The organism is Brevundimonas diminuta 3F5N (assembly GCF_900163625.1).
Taxonomy (GTDB): Bacteria; Pseudomonadota; Alphaproteobacteria; order Caulobacterales; family Caulobacteraceae; genus Brevundimonas; species Brevundimonas diminuta_A.
In genome coordinates this window covers 14,862-31,264 of record NZ_FUIE01000016.1, presented here as the reverse complement: position 1 = coordinate 31,264, position 16,403 = coordinate 14,862, and the positions used below count along the sequence as shown (strand labels likewise).

General features: G+C 68.2%; 16 protein-coding genes. 7 read left to right on the top strand and 9 right to left on the bottom strand.

The window, feature by feature from the left end:
• The first annotated feature begins 1 nt into the window (after position 1).
• Genes mltG through FM111_RS02770 form a run of 4 tightly spaced genes read left to right on the top strand, consistent with a single transcriptional unit; the run spans position 2 to position 3,171 of the window.
• A complete protein-coding gene (mltG, locus tag FM111_RS02785; protein ID WP_087139214.1) occupies positions 2-1,198 on the top strand; it encodes an endolytic transglycosylase MltG in 1,197 nt (398 codons plus the stop codon).
• Positions 1,195-2,082 (top strand): YicC/YloC family endoribonuclease, encoded by an 888-nt coding sequence (locus FM111_RS02780; protein ID WP_087139213.1) that lies wholly within the window; start codon positions 1,195-1,197, stop codon positions 2,080-2,082. Before mltG ends, FM111_RS02780 begins: the two co-directional genes overlap by 4 nt.
• Positions 2,072-2,713, top strand: a complete 642-nt coding sequence (gene gmk, locus FM111_RS02775; protein ID WP_087139212.1) for a guanylate kinase — start codon at positions 2,072-2,074, stop codon at positions 2,711-2,713. Before FM111_RS02780 ends, gmk begins: the two co-directional genes overlap by 11 nt.
• Positions 2,714-2,718: 5 nt before the next feature.
• Complete coding sequence (locus FM111_RS02770; protein WP_087139211.1) at positions 2,719-3,171, top strand: nucleoside deaminase; 453 nt, start codon at positions 2,719-2,721, stop codon at positions 3,169-3,171.
• On the opposite strand, the gene FM111_RS02765 is transcribed toward FM111_RS02770, so the two are convergent.
• The 9 genes from FM111_RS02765 to FM111_RS02725 all read right to left on the bottom strand — a co-directional run bounded on the left by FM111_RS02765 (position 3,168) and on the right by FM111_RS02725 (position 13,932).
• Entirely contained in the window at positions 3,168-4,208 is a 1,041-nt protein-coding gene (locus FM111_RS02765; protein ID WP_087139210.1) for a L,D-transpeptidase family protein, read from the bottom strand. The two genes, FM111_RS02770 and FM111_RS02765, sit on opposite strands and share 4 nt — an antisense overlap.
• A gap of 36 nt (positions 4,209-4,244) precedes the next feature.
• Positions 4,245-5,402, bottom strand: a complete 1,158-nt coding sequence (locus FM111_RS02760; RefSeq protein WP_087139209.1) for a pyridoxal phosphate-dependent aminotransferase — start codon at positions 5,400-5,402, stop codon at positions 4,245-4,247.
• Positions 5,399-6,205 carry a 16S rRNA (adenine(1518)-N(6)/adenine(1519)-N(6))-dimethyltransferase RsmA gene (gene rsmA / locus FM111_RS02755; RefSeq protein WP_087139208.1) on the bottom strand — a complete coding sequence of 269 codons (807 nt, stop codon included), beginning with the start codon at positions 6,203-6,205 and terminating at the stop codon, positions 5,399-5,401. The genes FM111_RS02760 and rsmA overlap by 4 nt, the downstream gene beginning before the upstream one ends.
• On the bottom strand, positions 6,202-6,615 hold the full coding sequence (locus FM111_RS02750) for an endonuclease domain-containing protein (RefSeq protein WP_087139207.1): 414 nt from the start codon (positions 6,613-6,615) through the stop codon (positions 6,202-6,204). The genes rsmA and FM111_RS02750 overlap by 4 nt, the downstream gene beginning before the upstream one ends.
• A gap of 61 nt (positions 6,616-6,676) precedes the next feature.
• Positions 6,677-7,696 (bottom strand): 4-hydroxythreonine-4-phosphate dehydrogenase PdxA, encoded by a 1,020-nt coding sequence (gene pdxA, locus FM111_RS02745; RefSeq protein ID WP_087139206.1) that lies wholly within the window; start codon positions 7,694-7,696, stop codon positions 6,677-6,679.
• On the bottom strand, positions 7,693-9,054 hold the full coding sequence (locus FM111_RS02740; RefSeq protein ID WP_256968060.1) for a peptidylprolyl isomerase: 1,362 nt from the start codon (positions 9,052-9,054) through the stop codon (positions 7,693-7,695). The genes pdxA and FM111_RS02740 overlap by 4 nt, the downstream gene beginning before the upstream one ends.
• A gap of 111 nt (positions 9,055-9,165) precedes the next feature.
• Entirely contained in the window at positions 9,166-11,658 is a 2,493-nt protein-coding gene (locus FM111_RS02735; protein WP_256968059.1) for an LPS-assembly protein LptD, read from the bottom strand.
• Between the two features lie 40 nt (positions 11,659-11,698).
• Positions 11,699-12,802, bottom strand: coding sequence for an LPS export ABC transporter permease LptG (gene lptG / locus FM111_RS02730; RefSeq protein WP_087139204.1), 1,104 nt, complete (start codon positions 12,800-12,802; stop codon positions 11,699-11,701).
• Complete coding sequence (locus FM111_RS02725; RefSeq protein WP_087139203.1) at positions 12,799-13,932, bottom strand: LptF/LptG family permease; 1,134 nt, start codon at positions 13,930-13,932, stop codon at positions 12,799-12,801. The genes lptG and FM111_RS02725 overlap by 4 nt, the downstream gene beginning before the upstream one ends.
• A gap of 158 nt (positions 13,933-14,090) precedes the next feature.
• On the opposite strand from FM111_RS02725, the gene FM111_RS02720 reads away from it, so the two are divergent.
• From FM111_RS02720 to FM111_RS16490, 3 genes are read left to right on the top strand one after another with little or no spacing between them, the layout of a single operon-like run.
• Complete coding sequence (locus FM111_RS02720; RefSeq protein ID WP_087139202.1) at positions 14,091-15,566, top strand: leucyl aminopeptidase; 1,476 nt, start codon at positions 14,091-14,093, stop codon at positions 15,564-15,566.
• A 25-nt stretch (positions 15,567-15,591) separates the two neighbouring features.
• Positions 15,592-16,053 (top strand): DNA polymerase III subunit chi, encoded by a 462-nt coding sequence (locus tag FM111_RS02715; RefSeq protein WP_087139201.1) that lies wholly within the window; start codon positions 15,592-15,594, stop codon positions 16,051-16,053.
• Between the two features lie 8 nt (positions 16,054-16,061).
• Positions 16,062-16,391 (top strand): hypothetical protein, encoded by a 330-nt coding sequence (locus tag FM111_RS16490; protein WP_256968058.1) that lies wholly within the window; start codon positions 16,062-16,064, stop codon positions 16,389-16,391.
• Positions 16,392-16,403 lie beyond the last annotated feature (12 nt).

Here is a 16,403-nt window from a genome sequence, read left to right as displayed (position 1 = left end):
TTTGGCCAAGGCTCCGCCCCCCCGCACCCCCAAGGTTCGCATTCCCAAGTCGCGCGTTCCGAAAAAGGGCGGCGGGGGCGGGGCGGGGCGTTCCGGTCTCGGCGTCGGTCTGATCACCGCCGCCGGGACGCTGGGACTGTTCCTGGTCGCGGCTCTGGTCGCGTTCTGGGCCATCTACTGGGGACCGGGGCCGAAGGCGGCGGAAGGCGAGGCGACGGTCGTCACCCTGCCGTCCGGCGCGGGCGTTCCGGCCATTGCGGCCAATCTGAAATCGGCGGGGGTGATCCGCTCCACCGACCTGTTCCGCGCAGCGATCAGCCTGACCGGCGCCGACCGCAAGATCCGCGCGGGCGAGTATGAGGTGCCGTCGGGCGCCTCTCTGGCGACGGTGGTGGGCCTGCTGGTCGACGGCAAGGCGGTGCGCCACTACGTGACCCTGCCTGAGGGCTGGTCCAGCGCCCAGGCGGTCGACATCCTGATGAAGCAGCCGGTCCTGACCGGCGAGGTCGAGGTTCCGCCCGAGGGCAGCCTGTGGCCCGAAACCTATGAGGTCACGCGTGGCGAGACCCGCGCCGCCGTCGTCGCCCGGATGCAGCGCGCCGCCAAGACCAAGCTGGAGACGCTGTGGGCCGCCCGCTCGCCCGCTACGGTGGTCACGACGCCGGAAGAGGCGGTCATCCTGGCTTCGATCGTCGAGAAGGAGACGGGCATCGCCTCCGAACGGCCCGAGGTGGCGGCCGTCTTCACCAATCGCCTGCGGCTGGGGATGCGGCTGGAGAGCGACCCGACCATCGTCTACGGCGTGACCAAGGGGCGGCCGCTGGGACGCGGCATCCTGTTGTCTGAGCTGCGCAATCCGACGCCGTGGAACACCTATCTGATCGACGGCCTGCCGCCGACGCCGATCGCCAATCCGGGTGAAGAGGCGCTGAAGGCCGTGCTGAACCCGCCGCGCTCGGAATACGTCTTCTTCGTCGCCGACGGCACGGGCGGCCATGTCTTCGCCCGCACCTATCAGGAGCATCTGCTGAACGTGGCGCGTTGGCGTGAGATCGAGCGCCGCAAGGCCGGTCTGGCGGCGGGCGAAACCGCGCCGGAGACTTCGCCCGCGCCGATGACGGATGAAGCGGCCGGCCCGGCCATCGCCATCCCGCCGGGCGCCAAGGTCATTCGGGTGCCGACGGAGGCCGGACGATGAGCAACTCGATCTCGGGCATGACCGGCTTCGGCCGGGCGGACGGGGCGCTGGACGGCTGGACCTGGACGGTCGAGGCGCGCTCGGTCAACGGCCGCTCGCTGGAGACGCGCTATCGCGGCCCGCACGGCTTCGACAATCTGGAGCGACTGGCCAAGGCGGCGGCTCAGGCGCGGCTGAACCGGGGGCAGGTGACGCTGGGTCTTCAGGCCAAGCGCGCCGAGGGGACTGAGCCCGCGCCGCGCGTCAATGAGGTGGTGCTGGCGACCTATCTGCGGCTGGCGAACCAGTTGGCGGAGGAGGGGGCGACCCCGCCCTCGGCCGACGGCCTGCTGGCCCTGCGCGGCGTCATCGAGGTCGCTGATGAAGACGAGGACGCGGAAGGCCGCGCCGCCCTTGAGGCCGCCATGGCCGCCACGGTCGAACAGGCGCTGGATGCGCTGAAGGAGTCGCGTCAGCACGAAGGCGAACAGCTGACGCCGGTGATCCACGACTTCGTCGGGACCATCGAGGCCCTGGTCGCACGCGCCGAGCTTGAGGCGTCGACTCAGGTCGAGGCCATCCGCGAACGCTTCACGCGACGGATCAGCGAACTGGCGCCCGATGCGCCGGGCCTGGACGAGCGCGTCTTCCTTGAGGCTGCTGCGCTGGCCACCAAGGCCGATGTGCGCGAGGAGCTGGACCGGCTGACGGCCCATGTCGCCTCGGCCCGCGCACTGTTGCAGCAACCCCCCGCCGGTCGAAAACTCGACTTCCTGATGCAGGAATTCATGCGCGAGGCGAACACCCTCTGTTCGAAATCCGCTACGACCGCGCTCACCGGAATCGGCCTGGAGTTGAAGGCCGTCATCGAGCAGCTTCGAGAACAAGTTCAGAATGTCGAATAACCGCACCCCCCGCCGTGGCGTCCTGCTGATCGTGGCCAGTCCGTCGGGGGCCGGAAAGACCTCGCTGTGCCGCCGCCTGATGGCCGACCACAAGGGGTTGGAGCTGTCGGTCTCCATGACCACCCGCGGCATCCGTCCGGGCGAGGTGGATGGCCGCGACTATCACTTCGTCACCCATGAGGAGTTCCAGCGTCTGATCGACGCCGACGCCTTCCTGGAATGGGCCGACGTGCACGGCAATCGCTACGGCTCGCCGCGCGCGCCCGTCGACCGCGCCCTGGCCGAGGGGCGCGACGTTCTGTTCGACATCGACTGGCAGGGCGCCCGCGACGTGGCCGAGAAATGCCCCGGCGACGCCGTGCGTGTCTTCGTCATGCCGCCGAGCCTGGAGGAACTGCGTCGCCGCCTGGTGACGCGCTCGCAGGACGCCGAAGATGTGATCGAGCGTCGCGTCGCCAACGCCAAGGGCGAGATCGAGCACTGCGACGAGTTCGACTACGTTCTGGTCAATGAGGACTTCGACCGCTCTTACGCCGAACTGGCTCACATCTATCACGCCGAGCGCAGCCGCCGTCACCGCAACCTGTGGGTTGAGGCCTACAAGAGCGCGCTGATGAAGGAAGTGGTCTGAAGACCATGAGCGACGCCGAGCACCGCCGCTGGCTGGTCCAGGCCGTTGATCTGGCGCTGGACAACGTCAGGGCGGGCGGTCGGCCGTTCGGCGCGGTTCTGGTCAAGGACGGCGCCCTGATCGCCAGCGGCGTCAACCGGATGCTGGCGACGAACGATCCCAGTTCACACGCTGAGATGGAGGCCCTGCGTCAGGCGGGGCCGGCGCTGGGCGGCGTCGATCTGTCGGGCGCGGTGCTCTACGCCAGCGGCCATCCGTGCCCCATGTGTCTGGTGGCGGCGGTGATGACGCGGGTCAGCGCCGTCTACTACGCCTTCAGCAATGCGGACGCCGAGCCCTACGGCTTCTCCAGTGCGGCGACCTATCAGGCGCTGGGCGTGACGCTGGACCCGCCGCCGCTGCCGTTGACGCAACTGGATGTGCCGGGACGAACGGCGGCCGATCTTTACGCCGACTAACGGAAGGTCACGCGCACGCCCGGCTTGACCTTGGAGGCCAGTTGTTCGGCGTCCCAGTTGGTCAGGCGGACACAGCCGCTGGAAAAGGTCTTGCCGACCTTGGACGGATCCGGCGTGCCGTGGATGCCGTAGGTGTCGCGCGACAGGTCGATCCACACCGAGCCGACCGGATTGTTCGGTCCCGGCGGCACGATGACCTTGCGGTCGCCCCGGTCATAGCTGACCCGGTCCGGATCGTAGGTATAGTTCGGCTCTGGCGCGACGCCGACGACGGTCAGATCGCCCGAGGGCGCCGGGCGCGCCGAACTGCCGATCGTGGCCGGATAGAAGGCCAGCAGCCTGTCCGCCCCGTCATAGACCCGCACCGACCGCTCCGCCTTGTCCACGACGATGTGGGCCACGTCGCCCGCCAGCTCGGTCTGGGCCACGGCGGCGACGACGATGGTCTGGCCCGCCTTGCCGAAGTCGACGCCGGGGTTGAGCGCCTGCAACAGGCCCTCGGTCATGTGGAACTTCTCGGCCAGCATCTCCAGCGGCGTGGCGTAGCCGACGGTCTGGAGCCTGGCCATGTCGGTCAGATTGGCCGGAACCTGGCCGATGAAAGGGCCCGCCAGATCGGCGGCGGTGATCGTGTAGTCGGTCAGAACGCGGCCGTTATCGCCGGCGGTCAGGCGGCGGAAGACCTCGGCGTCCAGCACGCCGTCCTGAGGCAAGCCGGCGGCCTTTTCGAAGGCGGCGACGGCCTGGCGGGTGTTGTCGCCGCCCAAGCCGTCGATCACGCCGGGCGAGAAGTTGGCGCGGTCCAACAGGATTTGGGCGCGCGCCGTCGCTGCGTCAGGCCGCGCGGGCTGACCCTCGACGGGGGCGACGACGGTCTCGAACACAGCGGTCTCGACCGCCTCGCGGGTCAGGGGCGAGGCGACGGCTTCTGCGGCCGTCGGCTGTTCGGGCTTCGGCGTCTCGGCCGGGGATCCGCAGGCCGTGAGGGCGGCCAGGACGAAGGGCAGGGCCGAGACGGCGAGGCGCGATTTTGACATGAAAGCTCCGAAGGTTCCGGGGCTTGTCGAACGCTCCTAGGCTGTCTGCTGTTCCTGCGCGGCTTCCGTGCGGGCGGCGAAGAAGGGCTTCATGCGCGCCAGGGCGTCCTCGATCTCGGGCGTCGAGACGGCGAAGCTGAAGCGGATGAAGCGGTTGCCGTTGACCGGGTCGAAGTCCACGCCCGGCGCCGTCGCCACGCCCGTCTCACGCACCAGGGTTTCGCAGAAGGCCATGCTGTCGTTGGTCAGGTGGCCGATATCAGCATAGATGTAGAAGGCGCCGTCCGGCGGAGCGATCGAGCGCAGGCCCATGGCGGGCAGGGCTTCCAGCATCAGCTCGCGATTGGCGCGATAGACGTCGATGTTGGCTTCCAGCTCCTCTTCGCAGTCCATGGCGGCCAGACCTGCGAACTGGCTGAGCGTCGGCGGCGTCAGGAACATGTTGCCCATGCGCGCGCGGGCTTGCTGGACCTCTTCTTCCGGCAGGATCAGCCAGCCCAGGCGCCAGCCCGCCATGCTCCAGTATTTGGAGAAGCTGTTCACGATCATGGCCTTGTCGTCGAACTGCAGCATGCAGGGCGTGTCGTGGCCGTAGGTGATGCCGTGATAGATCTCGTCCGAGATGATGCTGATGTTGCGCTCGCGGCAGACCTCGACGATGGCCTTCAGCTCGTCCTCGGCGATGACGGTGCCGGTCGGGTTGGCGGGGCTCGCGATGATGACGCCCTGCGGCGCCGGGTCCAGATCGCGCAGGGCCTTGGCGGTCAGCTGGAAGCGCACGTCGGGGCCGCAGTCGATCTCCTGCGGGACGATGTGCAGGGCTTTCATCGTGTTGCGATAGGCGACATAGCCGGGACGGGCGATGGCCACCCGGTCGCCGGGAGCAAAGCGCATGTTCAGCGCCACCACCAGGGCGGGCGAGGCGCCGGCGGTCATGATGACGCGCTCGGGGTCGATGACGACGCCGTAGCGGTCCTTGTACAGCTTGGCCACGCGGGCGCGCAGCAGGGGGCTTTCCCAGTAGCCGCCCGCTTCGGCGTCCAGGATGCGGTGCGCCTCTGCGATGGCGGGGGCGGGGGCTCCGGTCGACGGCTGGCCGAACTCCATGTGGATGACCGATTGACCTTCGGCCTTCATCGCATGGGCGATGCGGCTGATGGCGATGGCGCGGAAGGGTTCGATTTCTACTGTCATGTCAAAGCATCGGCCAATCTGAGGAAGCCCGCCACGTCGATGGTCTCGGCGCGGGCGTCGGGTTCGATTCCAGCGGCTTCGCACAGGGCGGCGCCGCCGAGTTGTTTCAGGCTGGAGCGCAGCATCTTGCGACGCTGGCCAAAGGCGGCCGCCGTGACCCGTTCCAGCCGCTTCAGACGGTCGGGGGCGGGGCGCTCGCTCAACGGTATCAGATGCACCACGGCCGAGGCCACCTTGGGCGGCGGGGTGAAGGCGGCGGCGGGCAGGTGCATGACGATGCGCGCCTCGGCCACGGCCTGGGTGATGACGGCCAAGCGGCCATAGGCGTCCTCGCCCGGCTGGGCCACCACGCGCTCGGCGACTTCCTTCTGGAACATCAGGGTCAGAGCGCACGGCGTCCACGGGCCCGTCAGCCATTTGATCAGCAGCGGCGTGCCGACGTTGTAGGGCAGGTTGGAGACCAGATGCGCCGGCCCCTCGACCAGTTCGGCCTCTTTCACCTTCAGGGCGTCGGCCTCGACGATGGTCAGACGGCCCGAGCCGTCGTCCAGTTCGGACAGCAAGGGGATGAAGCGCGGATCTTTTTCAACCAGCACCACCTTGCCTGCATCGCTCTCCAGCAGGGCGCGGGTCAGGCCGCCGGGGCCGGGGCCGACCTCGATAACGGCGCGGCCGTCGAACGGCCCGGCGTAGCGAACGATCTTCCGCGTGACGTTCAGGTCCAGCAGGAAGTGCTGGCCGAAGCTCTTCTTGGCCGACAGGCCGTGGGCGTCGAGCGTTTCACGCAGGGAGGGCAAGGTCATTCGCCCTTCTCCCCTCGGGGGAGAACGCAGCTCGCGGAGCGAGACGGATGAGGGGGCTGCGTCCGCATCTGCGACGCACGAAGGCGGATCGCACCCAGCAGGACGTTGGGGTCGGACAGGAAGGCCTCATTGCCCGATCTCAGCACCATGAATTCCGCCTGCTCCAGTCTGGCGTCACGTTCAGCATCCCGTGCCTCATGAAGCTTATGGACGCCGCCGTCCAGTTCTACGACGAGTCGAATTTCCGTGCAGGCGAAGTCGCAGATCACGCCGCAGACAGGCGTCTGTCGGCGAAACTTGAGATTATCGAAGCGGCGGTCGCGGACGATCCGCCAAAATATTTCTTCGGCGTGGGTGAGGGCCCGGCGCTGTCGACGGGCGCGCTTCGTCCTGTCTGGCGTCTGCCACATGGCTGGCCGCCCCCTCATCCGAGCGCCTAAGGCGCCCACCTTCTCCCCCGAGGGGAGAAGGCTATCGGTTGGCGCGCGCGGACGCCATCTCAGAAGCCAGGCGGACGGCGGCGATGAAGCTGTCGGCGCGGGCGACGCCCTTGCCCGCGATGTCGAAGCCGGTGCCGTGGTCGGGCGAGGTGCGGACGATGGGCAGGCCGAGGGTGGCGTTGACCCCGCCCCAGAAGTCCAGAGTCTTTACCGGGATCAGCGCCTGATCGTGATAGAGGCAGACCACGGCGTCGTAGCGCGCCCGCGCTTCCTCATGGAACAGGGTGTCGGCGGGCAGGGGATCGGTGATGTTCAGCCCCTCGGCGCGCAGGGCTTCGGCGGCGGGACGCAGAACCGTCGCCTCCTGCAGGCCGATGGCGCCGCCTTCGCCCGCGTGAGGGTTCAGCGCGGCCATGGCCAGGCGCGGGGCGGCGATGCCGAAATCGCGCTTCATCGATTCGTGGACGACGCGGGCGACGCGGGCGACGCGCTCGCCCGTCACCAGTTCGGGCAGCTGGTCGATCGGCACATGGATGGTGACGAGGCAGGCGCGCAGGTTCTGCGCCGTCAGCATCATCACCGGGCCGCGCGTGCCGCTGAACGGAACGTCGGCGGTCAGTTCGGCGATGAACTCGGTGTGGCCCGGAAAGCGGAAGCCGGAGGCGTACATAGGCGCCTTGGCGATGGGGGCCGTCACTAGCCCGCAGCCTTCGCCTGACAGCACCAGGTCGACGCCGCGTTCGATCCAGTCGGCCACGGCGACGGCGTTGGCGGGCTCAGGCTGACCCGCCGTCACGGATGCGGGGGCTGGATGATGCAGGACGGGGATGGCGCGGCTGAAGACGCCGGCGGCGTCAGCCGGGCTGATGACAGCCTCGACCGGCTGGCCCTGCGCCTTCAGAACATCGGCGTCGCCGACGACGACGAAGGGCACGACCGGCGCCAGCGGGCCGGGCGCGGAGCCCAGCACCGACCAGGCGCGCGCGATGATTTCCGGCCCCACCCCGGCGGGGTCGCCCATCGTAACGATGAGCGGCCGGATCATCGTCATTGCTTGATTTCGATCAGGGCGTCGGCCCGCAGGTCGCGCAGGTAGCGGCGGCCCAGCATGGCGTAGTTCTGGTTCTGCAGGCGGGCTTCGACCTGTTGCGCCGAGGGGGCGTCAGGGCCGCCCAGGCGCCGATCACAGACGGCCAGCAGGTGGACGCCCAGCGGGGTGCGGACCGCCGTGCTGACCGAGCCGATTTCGGCCGAGCGGGCGACCTGTTGGAACTGCGGCAACAGGTCCGCGACGTCGCTCTCGCCCAGATCGGCGCCCAGCAGGCCCGGTTCCGAACGCGCGCGGGTTAGAATGTTGTCGCACGTCAGCTGGCCGCGCAGAGCCTCGAGGCGCTGAGTCGCGGCGGCGACCTGGGCTTCGTCGGCGGTCTCGGGCAGCTCGACCATGACCTGCTTCATCTTGACCATGCTGGTCGATGCGCCCGAACGCTTGTCGCGCATGTAGAGGATGTAGACGCCGCCATCGACCGGGATGGGGTTCGACAATTGGCCGGCTTCCAGCGTGTCCATGACCGTTTGCAGCGCAGGCTGGACCGTGCCCTGAACCACCCAGCCTGCGTCGCCGCCGCGGGCGGCCGAAGGGGCGGCCGAGAACTGGCGCGCCACGGCCATGAAGGGGGCGCCCTGGATCATCTGCTGAACCAGTTGCCGCGCGCCGTTCACGGCTTCCTGCATGCCGCCGACGCGGGCGGCCTCCAGGTAGATTTCGCCGATCAGATATTGAGGCTTGGTCGCCGATTCGGTCATCTGGCGCATGGTCTGATCGACCTGGCTCTTGCCGACGCGGGCGCGGTCGCGGAACCGGCCGCCGACCAGTTCGCGCCAGCCGATCTCGGTACGCATCTGTTCACGGAAGGCGGGGATGCTGATGCCGCCCTGTTCCAGGAAGTTGATGTAGCTGGCCGGGGTCGTGCCCGCCTGGCGGGCCATGTCGGCGATTTCCTGATCGACTTCGGCGTCGCCGATCTTGAGCTGCTCGAACTTGGCCAGCTCGGCGGCTTGCAGGTGCTGATCGATCAGGTCGTTCAGCGCCTGTTGCTGGATGGCGGCGATGGTTTCTTCGGTCGGCTGCACCTGGGTCATGGCCATCAGCACCAGCATTCGCTGGCGCAGGTCGAAGCCGGTGATGATGCGGTCGTTGACCGTGGCGATGATGCCGTCAGACAGGCGGAACTGCGGCGCAGGGGCGACGCGCTGGGGCGCTTCCTCAGCGGCGGGGTTCAGCGCGCCTGCGGCCGGAACCTGGGGAGCAGCCTGGGCGGCGGGCGCAGACGCGGTCTGCGCCGAGGAAGGCTCCACGGCGGCCACGACCATAAGGGCGGCCAGGGCGGCTCCCGTAGAGTAACGCATCAAACCCATCGTCAGTCCTGATTCCCTAAAGCGGTCCCGAGCCGGTCGGCGGCGTTGGCCGCGCCACAGCGCCAGGGCGCACGTCCCACTACGCCGCAATGCGCGCCCTGCCTACCGCATATCATTGCGATCATAGCCTGAAGACCCAAAAGTGGCGAGGTTAAGACGGATGTAAACGCCTTCCGCCGGGCCGGTCGGCCGGACGCGCGTGTTGTCGCGGCGCCAGCCCAGCTCGATGCGGAAGCAGTCGTCGTCAAACAGAAGGCCGACCTCCGACCGGGTGACGATGTCGCGCTCCAGGTCGGCGATGCCCGTCACCGCGACGCCCCAGTTGCCGTAGATGAACTGGTGGCCGGAGAGCTGGACGAACTCGTAGTTGCGGTTTTCCGGTCCGTCCAAGGGGTTCGAGCGGTCCACGATATAGCTCAGGCTGGCCAGATTTCGGCGTCCCCAGCGGCCGTCTACGGTCGTCTCGGCGCGGCGAATTTCGCCATTGCCGTCGATGGTGGCGTGGAACCAGCCGCGCATGCGATCCGAGGGATTGAACGACCCCTGAACCACCCAGTCCGAAGTCCGGCTGGCCAGACCCGAGGGGTCGTAGAGGCGCGTCGGATCGTCCGGGATCGGCGTCAGATATTCGTCCTGATCGTCGGCGCGCATGCTGCGGCCGATGAACAGGCTGGCCGAACGCGTCTCGTCCCAGCGCAGGGTGGCGCGAACGCCCGCGGTGAAGCGCAGACCGCCTTCCAACAGGTCGTAGCCGGGGAAGCGGTCCATGCGGAACAGGGACAGGTGGTCCAGTTCCGTGATCTGGCTGTCCTCGTTCGGAATGCGCCGATCCAGGTCCGCCTTGTTGGAGATCGATACCTGGCCCATCGGCTCCAGGATCAGGTCGGACGAGGCGCTGAGGCGGCGATACAGGGGGTAGCTGACGTCGACGCCGGCGCTGGCGCGCGCGCGGGTGTAGGTCTCGTTCTCGACCCCCATGGAGGGCGGCAGGTCGTCTACCGAATAGACGTCGGCGCGCAGGTCCACGAACGGCTCCCAGCGCACGCCGATGGGCGAGATCATCGCCCGGCGCCATTCCGCCTGGCCGGTGACGCGGCGGCTGTCGACGCCGGGCAAGCCGTCGGTCGGGCCGCCTGGAATCAGCTCAGGCGCCAGGGTGGGGAAGCCGACATAGGCGTCGCGGGTCAGGGCCACGGCAGAACCGCGCAGGCGCAGGCGACCGCCGAAGACAGGGCCTTCCGGCTCCCACCGCGCCTCGATCAGGGGCGCCACCAGAGGCAGGGTCTTGTCGTCCTCGAAGACGTTCAGGGCCGGGGTGACGGGATCGAACTGGGCCACCCGCAGACTCTGCATGGTGAAGGCCGCGACCGACAGATAGGAGCGCTCGGTCTGACGCTCGGCGTAGATCTGGCTGATCAGGCGGCGGCTGTCGCCGTAATAGAGACCGTTGTCCTGATAGGCGTCGCGCACGTCGTAGCGGTCGAACAGGGTCTTGTCCGACACGCGCTCGGCCGTAAAGCCCCAGCGCCACGGACCGTCGGGATCGAAGGCACCATGGGCCAGCAGATAGCTGCGGGCCGTCGTGTCGCCGAAGCGGACGTTGCTTTCCGCATCGCCGTCGCCGTCCAGGTCGAAGTCGCCGAAGCTGCGGCCATAGGTGGCGCCGCCGCGCGCCACGATCATGCCGTCCGCGAACCGCTTGCGCCATTGCAGGTTCAGCAGGGGGGCGACCTTGGTGTTGAACTGCGGGCTGACCAGGACGTCTTCCGATGGCGAGATGACGTGCAGATAGGGAAGTTCGAGCGAGACGCCTCGACCGGCCTGATAGTCGCCCCACGGCACCAGGAAGCCCGAGGCTCGGTCCACCGTCGGATCGGGGTGCGAGAAGGCCGGCAGGTAGAAGATCGGCACCCCGCCCAGGCGGAACACCACGTCACGATACAGGATCGCGCGCAGTTCTTCGTTCTGCACCGCCTTGGAGGCCTGGATGGAGACGCTGGGCGTCTTGGCCGCGCCGTCCACGGTGCAGATGGGGCAGGGGGTGAAGATGACGCGGTTCAGCTCGCTGACCGTTTCGGAACGGCGGACGGCGGTGGCGGCCATCAGGCTGGAGCCGTTCGACAGGCGCGTGGCCAGGTCGACGGCCACGCCCGCCTTGAGGTCAGAATCCAGTTCGATGTGCTCGGCGTGAACGACCGAGCCGTCCGGCGCCGTCAGTTCTGCGTCGCCTGAGGCCGTGGCGATCCGGCTTTGCAGGTCATAGGTGACGTCCTGGGCGCGCAGGCTGTGGTCCTGGAACCGGGCCATGACCCGATCCTCGGGCGAACCCTGGGCCGAGACGACGTCGCCCTGGCGCTGGGCCGAATCCGCATCGACGAAGACGGCATCGGGCGTCAGGCCGTCGGCGCCCGGCGTTTGGGGCGTGGATTGAGGCGTTGCGGTCGTCGGCTGCGCCGAAGCGGAGGCGGGGGTCTCCTGGGCCTGGGCGCTCTGGGCGAACGCCAGCTGAGACAGGGGCGCGCCTATGACCAACGCCGCGCCGGTCAGCAGCCGAAGGCGCAGGGCTCCCATGCGGGGGAGACGGCGATGGGTCATGCGGTGTCCACTCATTACCGGCCGGGCGGAAACCGCTCGATTAGCCGTCTTCGGTATAGAACAGCAAGGTAAAGGCGGCGAGAGCCGTCAATATAGGCGGCAACCAGGCGGCCACGATCGGAGGAACGACCTCGGCCGAGCCCATGGCCGAAGAGAACTGGTTCAGGAAGAAGAAGGCGAAGCCCAGCACCACGGCCGCCACCGTCATGCGCGCCAGATCGCCCAGCCGCATCAGCCGCAGCGAGAAGGCCGCCGCTAGAATCGACATGGCGCCGAAGATCAGCGGCGTGGCCAGGAGCTGTTGCAGCCGCAGCTGATAGGCGGTCGAGGCGAAGCCCGCGTCCTCGATGCGGCGAATCTGATTGGGCAGGGACCAGAAGGGCGTCGACTGCGGTCGAGCGAAGCGCTGGAAGGCCTCTTCGTCGGCCAGGTTGGACGGCAGGTCGAGGGTGGCGTAGCGCACGGCCCGCTGGCCCGTCTGCGCGCCCGCCGCGTCGGTCAGGCGCCAGCGACCGGCGTTGAGCGTGGCGGTGGCGGCGTCGATCCGCTCGGTGAAGACACGGCGGCCGGTCGAGGTCGTGGTGTAGATGAAGAAGGTCGCGTCAAGCAGGCGCCCGCTGGCCTGCTCCTGGCGGCCGCCGCGAATGATCATCTGCCGGTTGGCGTCGCCTTCGCGCAGCCAGACCGCCTCGCCCGATTCGCTGCCAGGAACCGAGCCGGAGATACGCGCGCGTTCACGCTGCCAGATGCCGTCGCCGGCGGCCGCCATCGGTCCCAGCACCGTGACGGTCAGAACGCCTAGCGCCACGGCTGCGCCCGCCGCCGGCAGCACGAAGCGCCAGGCCGAGACGCCCGCCGCCCGCATGGCGATCAGCTCGCTGCGCCGGTTCAGGCTGACGAAGGCGCCCAGCGTCCCGAACAGGAAGACGAAGGGCAGAAGCTGCACGATCACCGAAGGCGACTTGACCAGCACCAGACCCAGGATGCGCCCGCCTGACAGTTCGCCGGACGAGTTCAGCCCGCGCGACACCTCGACGAAGTCGATCAGCATGACCAGGGCGGCGATGACGGCCAGCGCCATGCCCAGCGACTTCATCTGCTGGATCAGCACATAGCGTTCGATACGTCCGAGACGGAGCTTCATGCGAACCTCGCCTTCAGGCGGTCCAGCAGCGCCCAGGTGCGGCGCCGGCGCGGCTTCAGCGCGCGGAACAGGATGCGCAGCGCCAGGAAGGTAGCGGCCAGCGGCACGACGTATTGCAGGATGTTCAGCGAGCCGTTCCAGGCGCTGCCCGCCACCAGGCCGTAACCGATGACGCGCAGGACCAGGAAGGCTCCCGCGGCCTTGGCGATGCGCCCGGCGTAGCCGCTGCGGCTGAAGGCGCCGCCCAGGATGGCCGCCAGAGCAAAAGCCATGGCCGCCAGGGCGTAGAGGGGCGAGGCCAGACGCGAATGGCCCTCGGCCGCCAGCTCGCCGCGCGTTCCGGCGCTTTCCAGCAGGGCGGGGGTCGGGTCGAACAGGTCCGTCAGCCACAGGTCCGACGGCTTGAAGCGGATGCGCTCGGTGGTCTTGGCGTAGGGCGACAGGTCGAACACCTGCTGGTCGAACGACAGCTGGTTCAGCACCTCGCGTGAGGAATAGCGCTGCATCGACCCGTTCTGCATGGTCAGCACCGGCAGGCCGTCGACGCGGCCGAAGCGCGCCGTCTCGGCGTCCCAGGTCGTGACCGTTTTGCCGTTGTCCAGATAGACGAAGAGGTTCTTCATCAGACCGTTCTGCTCGATCTGCTGGACGTAGACGGTCAGGCCGTCCGGTCCTTGAACAAAACGGCCTTCCTCGACCAGCAGGGCGGCCAGGTCGGTGCGGATGGCGAAGGCCTGGCGGCGACCCTCGCGCTGGGCCCAGGGCTGGACGAAGACATTCACCAGCAGGGCGACGATCGTGACGATCAGGGCGATCTGCAGAGCGGGCCGGATCAGGGCCCAGCGGCTGACCCCGGCGGCGTAGGCGGCGGTCAGCTCCTGCTCGCGCTGCAGCCGCGTCAGGGCGATCAGGGCGCCGACGAACAGGCCGATGGGCAGGATGACGGCGATCAGCTGCGGCAGGGCCAGCAGGGTCAATTTGACCATGACCCAGACGCTTTGGCCGCGCTCGACGATGACCTCCAATTGGTCAAGGCTCTGACTCAGCAGGCCGATCCCGGCCAGCGCCGCGACCGCCGCCACGATGGGCAGGCCGATCTGGCGGAAAAGATACCTCTGAATCAGGGTCATGCGGCGGGTAAGGTCGTATAATCGGCTGCGAACGTGTTGCAGCCCAGGGCGATGCGAGCCATGTAATACACATCCGGCCGCCCCGACGAAACCGTCGCCGCGACCATGGCAAATTCAAGCGTGGCCGAGGCGTGTTTTCTCGGTCTGGAGTCAGTTTCATGAAAATCGAATTCGTCGCTTCGTCGAGCGCCGCCGAAATTCTTGCCGTGCTGGTGCATGAAGGAAGAGCCCTCGCGGGCGCCGGTTCGGCGCTGGATCAGGCCGCCTCGGGCGCTCTGGCCAAGGCGATGAAGAACAGCCGCTTCACCGGCGCCGCCAACAGCAGCTTGAACGTCGCCGCTCCGGCCGGCATCGACGCCAACGCGGTCCTGCTGGTCGGCGCAGGCGCGGCCGACAAGCTGGACGATCTGGCGATCGAAACCGCCGCCGCCGCCGCCTATCACGCCGCCAAAATGTCGGGCGCCGAAGTCCTGACCCTTGAGGCCTCGCACCTGTCGCCGGAACTGGCCGCCCGCGCCGGTTTCGCCGTGCGCCTGGCCGCCTACCGCTTCGCCAAATACCTGACCAAGCAGAAGGCCGAGAAGATCCCGTCGGTGACGACCGTGCGCGTCGTGACCTCGGATGTGAAGGCCGCCGAGGCCGCCTTTACGCCGCTGTCGGCCGTGGCCGACGCGGTGCTGTTCTCGCGCGATCTGGTGTCTGAGCCCGCCAACATCCTGTACCCGGCCGAGTTCGCGCGCCGCGTGAAGGAGCTTGAGGCCCTGGGCGCCAAGGTGGAGATCCTGGGCGAGGCCGAGATGGAGAAGCTGGGCATGGGCTCGCTGCTCGGCGTCGGCATGGGCTCGGTTCGTGAAAGCCAGCTGGCTGTCATCCAGTGGAACGGCGGCAAGGAAGGCGAGGCCCCCATCGCCTTCGTCGGCAAGGGCGTCTGCTTCGACACCGGCGGCATCAGCCTGAAGCCCGCCGACGGCATGGAAGAGATGAAGTGGGACATGGGCGGCGCCGCCGCCGTGGCCGGCCTGATGCACGCCTTGGTCGGCCGCAAGGCCAAGGTCAACGTCGTCGGCGTCCTCGGCCTGGTCGAGAACATGCCTGACGGCGCCGCCCAGCGTCCGGGCGACGTGGTCACCTCCATGTCGGGCCAGACCATCGAAGTGCTGAACACCGACGCCGAGGGCCGCCTCGTTCTGGCCGACGCGCTCTGGTACACGCAGGACCGCTTCAAGCCGAAGTTCATGATCGATCTGGCCACCCTGACGGGCGCCATCATCATCTCGCTGGGCCTGGAATACGCGGGCGTCTTCACCAACAGCGACGAACTGGCCGCCAACATCGCCGACGCCGGCCCGAAGGTGGGCGAGAAGTCCTGGCGCCTGCCGATCCCGGCGGAATACGAGCGTCACATCGACAGCCCGATCGCCGATGTAAAGAACATGGGCAACGGCCGCGCCGGCGGCTCGATCACCGCCGCTCTGTTCCTGCAACGCTTCACCAACGGTACGCCGTGGGCGCATATCGATATCGCGTCGACCGCCTGGGTGAAGGACTCCAAGAATCCGACCGTGCCGGACGGCGCCGTGGGCTATGGCGTGCGTCTGCTCGACCGCATGGTCGCCGACCACTACGAAGGCTGATCTCAGTTCAGGAAGGTAGGGCCGGGTGTCTGACGCCAAGCCGGAAATCTGGTTCTACCACCTGGAGCGCTCGACGCTGGATCAGGTGCTGCCGACCTTGCTGGAGCGCACGCTTCAGCGGGGCTGGCGCGCCCTGATCCGCGGAGCGGCCTCGCACCGGCTCGACGACATCGACGAGCTGTTGTGGACCTATCGCGACGACAGCTTCCTGCCTCACGGACGGGCTGACGGCGACCATGCCGCGCGCCAGCCTGTGCTCCTGTCCGAATCAGGCGAGAATCTGAATGGCGCTCAGGCGCTGTTCATCGTCGATGACTCAGAGCTTGGGGCCACGCAGGAGTTCGCACGTTGCTTCATCATCTTCGACGGTCGGGACGAGCAGGCGCTGAACCATGCGCGCGGGCGCTGGCGGACGCTGAAGGCGGACGGCGCCGACCTGGCCTACTGGAAACAATCGGACGAGGGCCGCTGGGAAAAGGCGGCCTGACCCTGGGCGTGGGCCTCGTCGCCCTGTCGGCCTGCGCCTCGCCGCCTGCCCGGCACGCCGGCCAGCCGACGGCGCCCGTCAGGACGCCGGTCTCCTCGACCGAACGGCCCTATCTTTCCGAACCGGGCGTCCGCAGCATCGACGGCGACATGTGCAAGGCCGGCGAGCTTCAGTGGCTGGTCGGGAAACCGCGCAGCCAGATTCCCGTTCCGGTGGATGTGGTGAACCGTCGCGTCGCCTGCACGACCTGTCCCGTGACCGAAGATTATTCGCCTTACCGCTTGAATATTTTCTACAATCAGCAGACGGGCCTGGTCGAACAGGTTCGCTGCGGCTGATCGAAAGGACGC

What these genes read in the sequence shown, in the direction of transcription:
- FM111_RS02780 (WP_087139213.1), top strand. Translation starts at nt 1,195, where the DNA reads ATGAGCAACTCGATCTCGGGCATGACCGGCTTCGGCCGGGCGGACGGG.
- gmk (WP_087139212.1), top strand. Translation starts at nt 2,072, where the DNA reads ATGTCGAATAACCGCACCCCCCGCCGTGGCGTCCTGCTGATCGTGGCC.
- FM111_RS02770 (WP_087139211.1), top strand. Translation starts at nt 2,719, where the DNA reads ATGAGCGACGCCGAGCACCGCCGCTGGCTGGTCCAGGCCGTTGATCTG.
- FM111_RS02765 (WP_087139210.1), bottom strand. Translation starts at nt 4,208, where the DNA reads ATGTCAAAATCGCGCCTCGCCGTCTCGGCCCTGCCCTTCGTCCTGGCC.
- FM111_RS02760 (WP_087139209.1), bottom strand. Translation starts at nt 5,402, where the DNA reads ATGACAGTAGAAATCGAACCCTTCCGCGCCATCGCCATCAGCCGCATC.
- rsmA (WP_087139208.1), bottom strand. Translation starts at nt 6,205, where the DNA reads ATGACCTTGCCCTCCCTGCGTGAAACGCTCGACGCCCACGGCCTGTCG.
- FM111_RS02750 (WP_087139207.1), bottom strand. Translation starts at nt 6,615, where the DNA reads ATGTGGCAGACGCCAGACAGGACGAAGCGCGCCCGTCGACAGCGCCGG.
- pdxA (WP_087139206.1), bottom strand. Translation starts at nt 7,696, where the DNA reads ATGACGATGATCCGGCCGCTCATCGTTACGATGGGCGACCCCGCCGGG.
- FM111_RS02740 (WP_256968060.1), bottom strand. Translation starts at nt 9,054, where the DNA reads ATGCGTTACTCTACGGGAGCCGCCCTGGCCGCCCTTATGGTCGTGGCC.
- FM111_RS02735 (WP_256968059.1), bottom strand. Translation starts at nt 11,658, where the DNA reads ATGACCCATCGCCGTCTCCCCCGCATGGGAGCCCTGCGCCTTCGGCTG.
- lptG (WP_087139204.1), bottom strand. Translation starts at nt 12,802, where the DNA reads ATGAAGCTCCGTCTCGGACGTATCGAACGCTATGTGCTGATCCAGCAG.
- FM111_RS02725 (WP_087139203.1), bottom strand. Translation starts at nt 13,932, where the DNA reads ATGACCCTGATTCAGAGGTATCTTTTCCGCCAGATCGGCCTGCCCATC.
- FM111_RS02720 (WP_087139202.1), top strand. Translation starts at nt 14,091, where the DNA reads ATGAAAATCGAATTCGTCGCTTCGTCGAGCGCCGCCGAAATTCTTGCC.